This is a genomic window from Flavobacterium phycosphaerae (assembly GCF_010119235.1).
GTDB lineage: Bacteria > Bacteroidota > Bacteroidia > Flavobacteriales > Flavobacteriaceae > Flavobacterium > Flavobacterium phycosphaerae.
The window spans coordinates 161,389-175,753 of the sequence record NZ_JAAATZ010000001.1; the positions used below are offsets into that span (position 1 = coordinate 161,389).

The 14,365-nt window shown below is 40.0% G+C and carries 9 protein-coding genes; 7 read left to right on the plus strand and 2 right to left on the minus strand.

What is annotated here, in order from left to right:
- Positions 1-36: 36 nt before the first annotated feature.
- The 6 genes from recG (at position 37) to GUU89_RS00775 (ending at position 9,625) form a co-directional block, all read left to right on the plus strand.
- Positions 37-2,145, plus strand: a complete 2,109-nt coding sequence (gene recG, locus GUU89_RS00750) for an ATP-dependent DNA helicase RecG (RefSeq protein WP_162126154.1) — start codon at positions 37-39, stop codon at positions 2,143-2,145.
- A 99-nt stretch (positions 2,146-2,244) separates the two neighbouring features.
- Positions 2,245-3,303: an efflux RND transporter periplasmic adaptor subunit gene (locus GUU89_RS00755; RefSeq protein WP_162126155.1), complete on the plus strand. Its 1,059-nt coding sequence runs from the start codon at positions 2,245-2,247 to the stop codon at positions 3,301-3,303.
- 17 nt (positions 3,304-3,320) lie between these two features.
- Positions 3,321-6,407 carry an efflux RND transporter permease subunit gene (locus GUU89_RS00760; protein ID WP_162126156.1) on the plus strand — a complete coding sequence of 1,029 codons (3,087 nt, stop codon included), beginning with the start codon at positions 3,321-3,323 and terminating at the stop codon, positions 6,405-6,407.
- A 6-nt stretch (positions 6,408-6,413) separates the two neighbouring features.
- Positions 6,414-7,721: a TolC family protein gene (locus GUU89_RS00765; protein WP_162126157.1), complete on the plus strand. Its 1,308-nt coding sequence runs from the start codon at positions 6,414-6,416 to the stop codon at positions 7,719-7,721.
- Between the two features lie 30 nt (positions 7,722-7,751).
- Entirely contained in the window at positions 7,752-8,615 is an 864-nt protein-coding gene (locus tag GUU89_RS00770; RefSeq protein WP_162126158.1) for a bestrophin family protein, read from the plus strand.
- An 83-nt stretch (positions 8,616-8,698) separates the two neighbouring features.
- Complete coding sequence (locus GUU89_RS00775; protein ID WP_162126159.1) at positions 8,699-9,625, plus strand: AraC family transcriptional regulator; 927 nt, start codon at positions 8,699-8,701, stop codon at positions 9,623-9,625.
- Here GUU89_RS00775 and GUU89_RS00780 read toward each other — a convergent pair.
- Together GUU89_RS00780 and GUU89_RS00785 are read right to left on the minus strand one after the other, a co-directional pair.
- Positions 9,622-9,999 (minus strand): DUF779 domain-containing protein, encoded by a 378-nt coding sequence (locus tag GUU89_RS00780; RefSeq protein ID WP_162126160.1) that lies wholly within the window; start codon positions 9,997-9,999, stop codon positions 9,622-9,624. The genes GUU89_RS00775 and GUU89_RS00780 overlap by 4 nt on opposite strands.
- A gap of 84 nt (positions 10,000-10,083) precedes the next feature.
- Positions 10,084-11,589: an aldehyde dehydrogenase family protein gene (locus GUU89_RS00785; protein WP_162126161.1), complete on the minus strand. Its 1,506-nt coding sequence runs from the start codon at positions 11,587-11,589 to the stop codon at positions 10,084-10,086.
- Between the two features lie 252 nt (positions 11,590-11,841).
- On the opposite strand from GUU89_RS00785, the gene pheT reads away from it, so the two are divergent.
- The gene (gene pheT / locus GUU89_RS00790) at positions 11,842-14,265 is read left to right on the plus strand and encodes a phenylalanine--tRNA ligase subunit beta (protein WP_162126162.1); all 2,424 of its coding nucleotides are present in this window, start codon (positions 11,842-11,844) and stop codon (positions 14,263-14,265) included.
- Positions 14,266-14,365 lie beyond the last annotated feature (100 nt).

The following is a 14,365-nucleotide window of genomic DNA, read 5'->3' on the forward strand; positions in this document are numbered from 1 at the left end:
AAACTATCTTCGCTATGGTTATTCTAACAATCTAAAATGTCTGTTACTCTTCTCCAAACTCCCATCGAATACCTCAAAGGCGTTGGTCCGCAACGTGGGGAATTGTTGCGCAAAGAAGTTGGCATTCACAAGTATGAAGATTTACTCAATTTTTATCCCAATCGGTACATCGACCGAACGGGGTATTATAAAATTAATGAGCTGAACAACAACCCGGCTGAGGTTCAAATCATTGGCAAAATCATTAACATTAAAACTGTAGAATTCGGCAAAGGCAAAAAGCGTTTAGTAGCTTCTTTTGTTGATGAAACGGGCCAAATGGAACTCACTTGGTTTCAAGGTCACAAATGGATTCGCGACACGTTAAAACTCAATACTCATTATGTTATTTTTGGGAAAGTGACCCATTTCAACGGGCAATACAACATGGCACATCCTGAAATGGAACTGAAAAATGAGCATGAACAAAGTCTGCGTTCCGCCATGCAACCGGTTTATCCATCGACGGAAACCTTGACCAATCGCGGCATTTCCAACAGGGTTATCAATAAAATGATGCAGCAAATCTTTTTGGAAACGCAAGCCAAATTTACCGAAACCTTACCCGGTTATTTGATTGATGAATTAAAGCTGATTCCGAAAAATGCGGCTTTGTTTAACATTCATTTCCCGAAGAGTGCTGATCTTTTGGCCAAAGCGCAATTTCGCTTGAAGTTTGAAGAATTGTTTTTCATTCAGCTGCAGTTGATTACCAAAAATTTGGTGCGGAAACACAAAATCAAAGGCCATCCGTTTACCGTTGTTGGCGATAACTTTAATAATTTCTACCAAAATCACCTCCCGTTTGAGCTGACCAATGCTCAGAAAAAAGTACTCAAAGAAATCAGGAACGACATGGGCAGCAACGCCCAAATGAATCGCTTATTGCAAGGCGATGTTGGTTCGGGGAAAACTATCGTGGCGCTGATGGCCATGCTGATTGCTTTAGACAATGGTTTTCAAAGTTGTTTGATGGCTCCTACCGAAATTTTGGCCAACCAACATTTTAACGGGCTAACCGAATTGGCGAAAGACTTAAACATCAACATCAAAATACTTACCGGTTCAACCAAAACCGCCGACCGAAAAATCATCCACGAAGAACTTGAAAACGGAAGTTTGCACCTACTGATAGGTACACACGCTTTGCTGGAAGATAAAGTACAATTCAACAATTTAGGCTTGGCTATTATAGACGAGCAACATCGTTTTGGTGTAGAACAACGCTCCAAACTTTGGCAAAAAAATGACATTCCGCCACACATTTTGGTAATGACCGCCACTCCTATTCCGCGAACGTTGGCCATGAGTTTGTATGGTGATTTGGATATTTCGGTGATTGATGAATTGCCTCCGGGAAGAAAACCCATTCAAACCGTTCATCGCTACGATAGCAACCGTTTGAAGGTGTGGAAATTTATTAAAGATGAAATCGCCAAAGGCCGTCAAATTTATATTGTTTATCCCTTAATTAAAGAAAGTGAAACCATGGATTACAAAGATTTGATGGATGGTTATGAAAGTATATCCAGAGATTTTCCGTTACCGGACTACAGTATTTCCATTGTTCACGGCAAAATGAAACCCGCCGATAAAGATGCCGAAATGAAACGCTTCGCCGAAGGCAAAACCAATATCATGGTAGCCACAACGGTAATTGAAGTGGGCGTGAATATTCCCAACGCCAGTGTAATGATTATTGAAAGTGCTGAGCGTTTTGGTTTATCACAACTTCACCAGCTGCGAGGTCGTGTCGGACGTGGTGCTGAGCAGAGTTATTGCATTTTGATGACTTCTTTTAAATTATCGAGCGACAGTAAAATTCGTTTAGAAACGATGTGCAAAACCAACGACGGTTTCGAAATCGCTGAAGTAGATTTAAAACTGCGTGGTCCCGGAGATATTATGGGCAAACAACAAAGTGGTGTTCTTAATTTACAAATAGCCGATTTGGTCAGAGATAAAGACATTTTGCTTTTGGCACGACACAAAGCCATGGATTTATTAAAAAGAGACGCTTCAATGAGTTTGCCCGAACACCAAACATTGCGAACGGTTTTTATTGAATTGACCAAAAAGAAAAACATTTGGAATTACATCAGCTAGGGAAATTTGTATCTACAACTGTTAAATAAAATCTAAGTCTAACGCCGTTTCCATTGGTAAGAAGTAGTTTTGTACCAGAAACTCCACACCGCAATTTCTATGAAATTAAAACACCTAATTATTACTCTGCTGGTTATAGCCCTTGGCGGCATGATTGTTTACCGCATCACCAAAAACAAAGAAGAAAACGAAAAAGGAAACGACAAGTCAGGCAAAAAGCCGCCGGTTGCGGTTAGTGGCATGGTCGTAAAAACTCAGGATTTCTCGAATACCATTTCGTTATCCGGTTCTATTGAAGCCAATGAACAAATTGAAATTCACAGTGAAGTTTCAGGTATTGTCGAACGTATTTCTTTTTCCGAAGGCAGTCAGGTGAGTAAAGGGCAAATATTACTTAAAGTCAATGATATAGAACTTAGAGCCCAATTGGCACAAGCCAAAACCAAAGAAAGTTTAGCTTCGGAAAACGAAAGAAGAGCCAAGTTATTATTGCAAAAAGAAGCCATCAGTCAAGAAGAATACGACATAGCCAGCGCGGATTACCGAACGGCCAAAGCACAAACCCAATTAATTCAGGCGCAAATTGGTAAAACTTCTATCCGAGCCCCTTTTTCGGGTAAAATTGGACTAAGAACCATTTCCCCGGGGACTTATGTAACACCCGCCACTTTGATTGCCAATTTAGTCAATACCAATCCGCTAAAAATCACCTTTTCGATTCCGGAAAAATACGCTTCGGAGATTGTAAAAGGTTCTCAAATTACCTTTACAGTTCCGAATATGACCGAAAAATTCAATGCCAAAATTTATGCTTTGGAACCGGGTATTGAATTAGCCACCAGAACTTTAAAAATAAGAGCTTTAACCGAAAATGGTAATGGCAAATTATTGCCTGGGACGTTCGCTACTATTGAGCTTCCTTTGCGTAATATCAAAGACGCCATCATTATTCCGACCGAAGCTATTGTTCCGGTGCAAGATGGTAAAAAAGTATTCATTGCCAACAACGGCAAAGCCAAAGAAATAAAAGTAGAAACATTGGCACGAACCGATAAAGACGTAGTCATCACTTCCGGATTAAAAGCCGGAGATACTTTGCTGACTTCGGGGATGATGTCATTAAAAGATGAAGCCGATATCAAAGTAAAAATCAAGTAAACTTCAATAACTAAATTATGAGTTTATCTACCTTAAGCATCAAACGGCCGGTTTTTACGATTGTCATTAATCTGACCATTATTCTTTTCGGAATTATAGGCTACAGCTATTTGGGGGTGCGTGAGTTTCCTTCGATTGACCCGGCTCAGATTTCGGTACGAACCAATTATACCGGTGCCAATGCTGATATTATTGAGTCCCAAATTACCGAACCTTTAGAAAAAGCCATCAACTCCATTGACGGCATCAGAAACATCACTTCTTCCAGTAATCAGGGTTCGAGCAATATTACCATCGAATTCAAACTCGAAAAAAACTTAGAAGAAGCCGCCAATGATGTAAGAGATAAAGTGTCGCAAGCCGTTAGAAGTTTGCCTCAGGATATTGATGCGCCACCCGTGGTATCAAAAGCTGATGCCGATTCTGACCCGATTATAACCATGACCGTTCAAAGCGACACTAAGAATGCTTTAGACTTAAGTGATTATGCCGAGAACGTTATTGCCGAACGGTTACAAACCATACCGGGTGTCAGCAGCGTTCAGATTTGGGGACAAAAACGCTACTCCATGCGCATTTGGATTGACCCCGTGAAGTTGTCTTCCTATGGCGTTACCGTTTCAGATGTGCGCACTGCATTAGAAAAACAAAACGTAGAATTGCCTTCCGGAAAACTAACCGGTGCTAACACAGAGCTTACGGTGAAAACCATGGGGAATCTTTCTAAAGCAGAGGAATTCAACAACATTATTATCATAGCCAACGGTGACAAGGTAGTTCGATTGAGCGATATTGGTCACGCCATATTAGACGCCGAGAATCTGGAAACCCAGCTAAAAGCCAACGGACAGCCGATGGTCGGACTCGCCATTATTCCGCAACCGGGAACTAATTATTTGGATATTGCGGACCAATTTTACAAACAATTTGATTCGTTTAAAAAAGATTTACCCAAAGACATTAAACTCAATGTTGCTTTAGACAATACGCTTTTCATCAAAAAATCAGTAGTCGAAGTAGCGGAAACCTTATTGATTTCCATTTTTTTGGTTATCCTGATTATCTATTTGTTTTTCAGGGATTGGGCTATTGCTTTCCGTCCGCTGATTGATATACCGGTATCCTTGATTGCTACTTTTTTCATTATGTATTTATGCGGATTCTCCGTAAATGTACTAACACTGCTAGCGATTGTTTTAGCCACAGGATTAGTTGTGGATGACGGAATTGTAGTTACCGAAAATATCTTCAAGAAAGTAGAGCAAGGCATGACACCCATTGAAGCGGCGATTAAAGGTTCTAACGAGATTTTCTTTGCTGTAATTTCCATTTCCATAACACTTGCTGCGGTATTTTTACCGATTATCTTTTTAGAAGGTTTTGTTGGAAGACTTTTTAGAGAATTTGGAGTCGTCATTGGTGCTGCCGTATTGATTTCAGCTTTTGTTTCACTGACACTTACCCCAATGTTAAATGCCTATTTAATGAAAGGAGGCGAACAAAAGAAAACCAAGTTTTACACTTTTACCGAACCTTATTTTGAAGGTTTAAACAAAGGCTACGCCACCGCTTTGGAAAACTTTATGCAAAAGAAATGGCTAAGCTTTCCTATCGTTATCGTTTGTATCGGACTGATTGTTTTGTTTTTCAAAATTATCCCCAAAGAAACGGCTCCTTATGATGACAGAAGTTTGATTATTGTAGGAGTTACCACACCTGAAGGCTCAACGTATGATTACACCGATCGCTTCATGCAGGATTTGTCAAAGTTAATTGATGATTCTATTCCGGAGAAAAAAATTGCTTTGGTGATTACCGCTCCCGGTTTTGCTTCAGCTTCGGTAAACAGTGGTAGAGTACGCTTGGCTTTGAAAAATCCGGAAGACCGTGAAAAGTCGCAAAAAGAAGTGGCTGAGGCTTTCACCAAATGGACGAAAAAATATTCCCAAGCCAAAGTAACCGTTTCAGAACAACCTACTATTGCTGTAAACAAAAGAGGTGGCTTGCCAATTCAGTATATCATTCAGGCTCCTAATTTTGAAAAACTACGCGAAAAGATTCCGGAGTTTATGGATTTAGCCAATCAGAATGAAACCTTTTCCAATGTAGATGTCAACTTGAAATTCAACAAACCTGAAATTAATGTGACTATCGACAGAGAAAAAGCGGAGAGTTTAGGCGTATCGGTTTTAGATGTGGCACAAACCCTGCAACTCTCTTTGAGCGGACAACGTTTTGGGTATTTCATGCGCAACGGAAAACAATACCAAGTCATTGGGCAATTTGACAAAAAAGACCGCGACGAGCCTCTGGACTTAACGTCCATGTTTGTTAAAAACAACAAAGGCGAATTAATTCAGTTAGACAACGTCGTGAAAGTAGACGAACAAAGCAATCCGCCGCAGTTGTATCATAACAATCGGTATATGTCGGCAACCGTTTCTGCCGGATTAGCGACGGGCAAAAGCATCAGTGACGGTATTGACGCCATGGATGAAATCAAAGCGAAAGTCTTAGATTCCACTTTTACCACCGATTTGGGCGGAGAGTCCCGTGATTTTGTGGAGAGCAGTTCTAATACCATGTTTGCCTTTGGGTTGGCTTTACTATTAATTTATCTAATCTTATCGGCACAATTTGAAAGTTTTATTGATCCGTTTATTATTATCTTAACGGTACCAATGGCTGTAGCGGGAGCCTTATTTTCGTTATGGTTGTTTGGTCAAACGTGGAATATCTTCAGTCAGATAGGAACCGTAATGTTAATTGGTTTGGTGACCAAGAACGGAATTCTTATAGTTGAATTTGCCAACCAACTCCGAGAACAAGGTTTATCTAAATATGATGCTATTATTCAGGCTTCGGAAGCCCGACTTCGCCCTATATTAATGACGAGTTTAGCCATTGCTTTAGGAGCACTGCCTATCGCTTTATCTTTAGGAGCTGCTGCTACCAGTCGAATCGGAATGGGAGTTGTAATTGTGGGTGGTACTATTTTCTCTTTGGTATTGACTTTATTTGTGATTCCGTCTTTCTATTTGATGTGGTCAAAACAAAAGAAACACCGCCCGGAATTTGACAATATAGAAGCATTAGAAAAATAATTGACTATGAAAATGAAATCACTATATCTTGTCATCCTATTGTTGGTCATTGTGCCCAAAACCAAGGCTCAACAAGTACTAACACTTGAAGAGGCAGTGAAAATTGCTTTGGAAAATAATTTTGACATTCGCATAGCGTCGAACAATCAAAAAATGGATGAAGCCAATGCCACCGCGGGTAATGCCGGAATGTTACCCAAACTCACCGCCAATATTGCTGACAACAACAGCATTCAAAACAGTTCACAAACCCGTCAGGATGGTACTAAAACCGAATTGAATAACGCCAAAAACAATAGCCTTACTTATGGCGTAAGCTTAGACTGGACGGTATTTGACGGCTTTAAAATGTTTGCCAAAAAAAGTCAGTTAGAGGAGTTAAAAAAACTAGGCGATGCCAAAACCAAATTGACCATCATTACCAAAATAAGTGATGTCAACACTACTTATTTTGATTTAGTACAACAACAGCAACAGTTAGCGGCTTTAGACAGTTCAATCGTAATTTCTAACCAACGGTTGACCGTGGCACAAAACCGGTTCAGCATTGGCAAGGCCTCTAAATTGGAAGTTTTGAATGCTCAGGTAGATTTGAATACCGACCAAACCGCACTTTTAAAACAAAAGGAATTGTTGGGCAATACTAAAATTCTTTTGAATCAATTGTTAGCGCGAGATGTCAAAACCGATTTCAAAGTGGCAGAGGTTATTGTGGTAGATAAAGGATTGTTATTACCAACTTTAACCGATTTAGCTACCAAACAAAATCCGGAACTCGAAGCTCAAATTATCAATAAAAAAGTAGCCGAACTACAATTGAAGCAAGTCAAAGCCAACCGCTACCCTACGGTAAAAGTGAATACCGGATATAATTTTTCAGAAAGTCAATCCAGTTTGGGATTCACTTCTTCCTCTTATTCCCGTGGATTGAATTATGGTTTCAGTGCCAGCCTGAATCTTTTTGACGGCTTTGCCCAAAAACGTACCGAGAAGATTGCCCAACTTGAACTGGAAAACTCCAAAATTGCCATCGAGCAACAAACGGCGACTTTGAACGGGCAATTGGAAAGCAGTTACCAAACCTATTTAACCAACTTGGAACTGGTACAATTAGAAGAAAAAAACGAAGGCATTGCCAAGCAGAATCTGGATATCACTTTGGAGAAATTCCGAATCGGAACCATTACGCCAATTGAATTCAGAACGGCACAACTCAATTATATTACTGCTAAAGTGCGTTATACCAATGCGCAGTTTCAGGCCAAACTTTCTGAAATCAGTCTAAAAGAATTGGCCGGGAATTTGAGTTTTTAATGTATTTTTGACGCTATCTAATTCTGAAAAATGATTTCCTATAATACCAAAGACTGGTTTACTTTTATTTTTCGTTTTCACAAAGCCGATACGTTTCGTACGCTTTTCCCAATCATGATTGCCATTGGCTTTTATGCTGCGCTTATTGGTTATTTGGAAGTGGAATTTTGGAAAGTAGCTGAAAACAGTTATATTAAAAACATCACCATCATGCATGGAATGTTGGGTTTTGTCATTTCGTTATTATTAGTATTCAGAACCAACACCGCTTATGATCGTTGGTGGGAAGGCAGACGACAATGGGGAAGCTTAGTTAACAACAGTCGCAACTTAGCTATTAAATTGGCCGTGATTTTGGAAGATGAGAAAGACAGAAGTTTTTTCAGAAAACTCATTCCTCATTATGCTGTCATACTACACAAACATTTGAACAACTCCGAAATCAGTCAGCAGTTGTTTGACGATGTTGATTTAGCAATTGACCACCACAAACACAAACCAAATCAGGTAGCCAAAAAAATGTTTGCGCGAATAAATGAGTTGTATCTTGAAAAGAAAATTTCGGGCGACCAATTAATAATTCTGAATGCCGAAATCCAATCGCTGACCGAAATATGCGGGGCTTGTGAGCGCATCAAAAACACGCCTATTCCCTACTCTTACAGTGCTTTTATCAAAAAGTTCATTTTCTTTTATGTTATGACATTGCCTTTTGGGTATTCCTTTAGTTTGGGTTATTATGTAGCGCCGGTAGTGGTGTTTATCTTTTATGTATTGGCTTCTTTAGAACTAATTGCCGAAGAAATTGAAGATCCTTTTGGTGGTGATGCTAATGATTTGCCTACAGCCAAAATAGCTTCCAACATCAAGAAGCATGTGGAAGAACTCTTATAAGTATACTTAATTAGCAATTATTTGAAACCCTTTTTGAAATAGTGTAGTTTTATGTGCTACTTTAGTAGTTCGATTGTTTTTTTATGGCCTCCAAAATTTTATTAAACAAACCGGCACTTACTCACGAAAAGTCACTCAAGACTTTGGTAGAAAACCGTACCATTTTTTCCTTAGACCATTGCGAGCTGAACATTTTTGAAACCTATCAGAAATCAGACCTCGTGCCGTTGAAGTTTAACGACTTGGTGGTAACAAGCATGCTACGCGGAAAAAAAATCATGCATCTTTTTGAAGAACCGCAGTTTGAATACTTACCCGGTGAAACCGTAATTGTGCCATCGAATGTAGAAATGAAAATTGATTTTCCGGAAGCTACCAAAGAAAACCCAACACAATGTATTGCCTTAGCCATAGACCATAAAATTATTACGGATACGTTAGATTTTTTGAATGAAAAATACCCAAAAGAAGGCAAAAGCAACTTGTGGAAATTAGACCACGAGAATTACTTTTTTTACAACAATGTAGAATTGGCAGGCACCATCAACAAACTCATCAAAGAGTGTATGGGCGACTCCATCACCAAGGATGCCATTGCCGATTTGACTTTGCAAGAATTAATCATCCGTATCATTCAAACGCAAAGTGCCAAACGCTTTGAAAACGAAAAATACATTGACAACAATAGTCCTATATCACCTACGCTGGAATACATCAAAAAGAACATCCGCGAGACTATAAGTTTAAAAGACTTGAGCGATAAAGCCTGTATGAGTACCACTTCGTTTTACCGCTATTTTAAAAGAGAATTGGGCATGAGTCCTATTGAATACATCTTAAACGAAAAGATAAAATACGCCAAAAAACTACTCAGCAATCCGAACATACATGTCAATGAAGTGTCGTATGCCAGTGGATTTGAAGACTGCAATTATTTCATCCGACTGTTCAAAAAGTACGAAGGCGTTACACCCAAACAATACCAGTTGATGAACTTCAGTTCGCACTAATCGTAGCGATTGTAATTTACCGGTTCGAGTTGTTCTAACTCTTCAGGGGTAAACAAGCGGTAATTAATGATAAACGTTTTGCCATAAGGGGTTTCCAAAGAAAATCCTCCTGCACCTATACCCTCCATCACATCTAAAGTGAAATGAGCCATCTTCCAGTATTCGAATAAATCTTTATCGAGCCAAAAATCAAATCCGGCTACCTGACCAATGCACACATCATCGGTTCTCAGAAAGAAACCACCCTTTTCAAAGCACTGAGGCTGGGTTCCTTCGCAACAACCGCCTGCTTGATAAAACATCAAATCACCAAATTTTTCTTTGAGCATTTGTACTACAGCCAAAGCATTATCCGTTACTGCCAATCGTTTCATATTGTTTGTTTTAAGAATAAACAAACCGCAAATTGACCTGTGAAAGCCAATCTGCGGTGTATACTAACCAATTGTTTCACACAATTAAAAGAACCCTAATTTATTTTTGTTATACGAAATCAACATGTTTTTAGTCTGGCGGTAATGCGCCAACATCATTTTGTGATTTTCTCTACCGATACCGGATTGTTTATACCCTCCAAACGGTGCTCCCGCAGGATAAGCATGATAGCTGTTTACCCATACTCTACCCGCATGAATGGCTCTTGGTACCTGATACAATTCGTGGGCATCTCGTGTCCAAACACCGGCCCCTAAACCATATAAAGTATCATTGGCAATTTCGATGGCTTCCTCGGTAGTTTTGAAAGTAGTCACGGCCAATACCGGTCCGAAGATTTCTTCCTGGAAGATTCTCATCTTGTTCGTTCCTTTGAAAACGGTTGGTTTAATATAGTAACCGTTGTCCAAGTCACCGCCTAGTTTATTTTCATCGCCACCAATTAACAACTCTGCTCCTTCTTCTTTTCCTAAATTGATGTACGACATAATTTTGTCTTTCTGTACTTTCGAAGCCTGTGCTCCCATCATTACGGTTGGGTCGAGCGGGTCTCCGGTTTTTACCGCAGCCACACGTTCGATTACTCTTGCAATAAATTTATCATAGATATCTTCATGCACTAATAAACGCGACGGACAAGTACAAACTTCCCCTTGATTCAAACAGTACAATACGGCTCCTTCAATGGCTTTGTCTAAAAACTCATCATCGGCATCCATCACTGAAGGGAAGAAAATATTCGGTGATTTTCCGCCTAACTCTAAAGTTACCGGAACGATATTCTCGGTAGCGTATTGCATTACCATTCTTCCCGTAGCGGTCGAACCGGTGAAAGCTGCTTTAGCTACTTTTGGATTGGTCACCAAAGCTCTCCCTAATTCAGAACCGAAACCATTGACTACATTTATCACACCGGCCGGAATAATATCACCTATCAATTCCATTAAAATCATGATGGAAATCGGGGTATTCTCTGCCGGTTTTAGGACTACGCAATTTCCTGCGGCCAAAGCCGGTGCCAATTTCCAAACAGCCATTAGTAATGGGAAGTTCCATGGAATGATTTGGGCAATCACCCCGATAGGTTCGTGAACAATTAATGAAACCGTAGTCTCATCCAACTCGCTTACCGACCCTTCTTCGGCACGGATTACTCCGGCAAAATAACGAAAGTGATCAATAGCCAAAGGCAAATCGGCAGCCAAGGTTTCCCGAACGGCTTTACCGTTATCTATGGTTTCTGCAGCAGCCAAATAGGCTAAATTATCTTCCATAACCTGCGCTATTTTGATTAGCATATTGCTTCTGTCGGTTACCGAAACTTTGCCCCAAGTTTTGAAAGCTTCATGGGCTGCATCAACTGCTAAAGTTAAATCTTCTTTGTTGGAATGGGCCGCTTTGGTAAACACTTTTCCGTCTACCGGAGAAACCACATCAAAGTATTGCCCGGAGGCCGGCGGTACAAACTTTCCGCCTATATAATTATCATACTTATCTTTGAATGTGGGTCTTTGAATTAAATTACTCATAATTATCTTTTTTTGATTTTATCAAATGTAATTTCAATCCTAAACCCGGAATAGCACAATTCGGGCAATTTATAGCACAATAGTAGTAATATGAAAATTTTAACGGTGCTTAATTAAGGTTACTCAAAAAATAGCGGTAAAAAATCAGCAATCCTGCAATCGAAAAATGAGTTATGACCTTCCTTTTTGGGACAAAATAATTTTTAATCTAAAAACTGTAATCCCTATATTTGCAGCCTTAAAGAACGATACATGAGAATCTCTTACAATTGGTTAAAACAATTCATTAAAATAGATTTAAAATCAGAGGAAACTTCGGCCATTCTTACCGATTTAGGACTGGAAGTGGAAGTGGTGGAAAAATACCAATCCGTGCGCGGCGGATTAGAAGGTGTGGTTGTAGGTCACGTATTGACTTGCGAAAAACATCCGGATGCAGACCGTTTAAAAGTAACTACCGTTGATTTGGGCGAAGGCGCTCCGGTGCAAATAGTTTGCGGGGCTGCCAATGTAGCCGCCGGACAAAAAGTACCCGTTGCCACTATCGGAACTAAACTGTTTGATAAAGAAGGGGTAGAATTTGAAATCAAGAAAGGAAAAATCCGCGGACAGGAAAGCCACGGAATGATTTGCGCCGAAGATGAGTTAGGACTTGGTACCAGCCACGAAGGCATTATGGTATTGGATGAAAAATTGAAACCGGGTACGCCTTGTGCCAAAGTTTTCAACATAGAAAATGACGAAATTTTTGAAATTGGACTAACACCTAACCGTGCCGATGCCATGTCGCATTATGGTGTAGCGCGTGATTTGCGTGCCAGTTTGTTGCAAAAAAACAGCAACATCGAGTTGATTACGCCTTCGGTAAGTACGTTCCGAATTGACAAAAGAACCTTGAAGATTGATGTAGATGTTAAAGACAACAAGCTTGCTCCAAGATATTGCGGTGTTACCCTTTCCGGACTTACGGTAAAGCCTTCACCGGACTGGTTGCAAAACCGATTGAAAGCCATAGGACTTACGCCAAAAAATAATATTGTTGACGTTACCAATTATATCTTACACGATTTAGGACAACCGCTACATGCTTTTGATGCGGCTAAAATCACCGGGAAAATTACTGTAAAAACAGTACCTGCCGGAACCAAGTTCACTACCCTTGACGATGTAGAAAGAACCTTGCACGAAGAAGACTTGATGATTTGTGACGAAAAAGGACCGTTGTGTATGGCCGGTGTTTTTGGAGGTAAAGGCTCAGGAGTTACTGAAACTACCAATTCTATTTTCTTGGAAAGCGCCTATTTCAACCCGATTGCTGTTCGTAAAACGGCTAAACGTCATGCGTTGAATACCGATGCGTCGTTCCGTTTTGAAAGAGGTATTGATCCTAACATTACTGAGTTTGCGCTGAAGCGTGCGGCTCTTTTAATTAAAGAAGTAGCCGGTGGCGAAATCACTTCAGACATCATTGATATTTATCCGAAAGCTATCGAAGATTTCCGTGTATTCCTGAACTTTGATAAAACCACCAAACTTATCGGACAAGAATTACCAAAAGAAACCATCAAGAAAATATTGGCTTCTTTAGACATTAAAGTAACTACGGTTTCTGATGCCGGTTTGGGATTAATTATTCCGTCTTACCGTGTAGACGTGCAACGCGAAGTGGATGTGATTGAGGAAATCCTGCGAGTATACGGATATAACAATATCAATTTTACCAAAAAACTGAATGCTACGGTAGCCAACTCGGCTCGTACCGAAGATTATAAAATACAAAACATCATTGCGGCTCAGTTGAATGCCAACGGTTTTCACGAAATGATGGCCAATTCGCTGACCACACCCGATTATGTGAAGTTATCCGAACAGTTGAAAGAAGAATACAATGTAATGATGCTGAATCCGCTGAGCAATGACTTATCGGCTATGCGTCAGTCGTTGTTGTTCTCCGGTTTAGAGGCTGTGTCTTATAACATCAACCGCAGAAACGGGGATTTGAAGTTATTTGAATTCGGGAAAACGTATCACAAATTGCCTTCGGGTTATGATGAGCCTAAGCATTTGACTTTATTCGTTTCGGGAAACAGAAGTGAAGAAAGCTGGACATTGGCACAAAAACCAACCGATTTCTTTTTATTTAAAGGGTATGTAAGCAGTATATTAGAGCGTTTGGGCGTATGCAAAACCCAAAACAAACCGGTAACTTCGGATGTATTTGCCGAAGGATTGGCTATTGCCTGCGGAAATGATACTTTGGTAGAATTTGGAACCGTGAAAAAATCGATCCTGAAACACTTTGACATCAAGCAGGAAGTGTTTTATGCTGATTTTAACTGGAACCTGATTTTGAAATTATTATCCACCAAAATCAAATTTACCGACATTCCTAAATACCCGGAAGTGAGAAGAGATTTAGCGCTTTTGGTAGATGAAGCGGTGGCATTTGATGCTATTTACAGCATTGCCCGCCAAACGGAAAAATCGCTTTTAAAAGAAGTGAGTTTGTTTGACGTGTACCAAGGTAAAAACCTGCCGGAAGGTAAGAAGTCGTATGCCGTGAGTTTCACGCTGCAAGACACCACTAAAACCCTGACCGATGAGCAGATTGACAAAATCATGAGCAAGTTGCAAAAGAATATGGAAAGTGAATTGGGTGCCAGTTTGAGATCATAAAAATAATCATAGTATATCAAAAGTCCTCTGCCGCCGCAGGGGATTTTTTTTAACATTTCTGTTTCAAAAGTGTAAAAAAGGAAAACTTTGCAACAAAAAG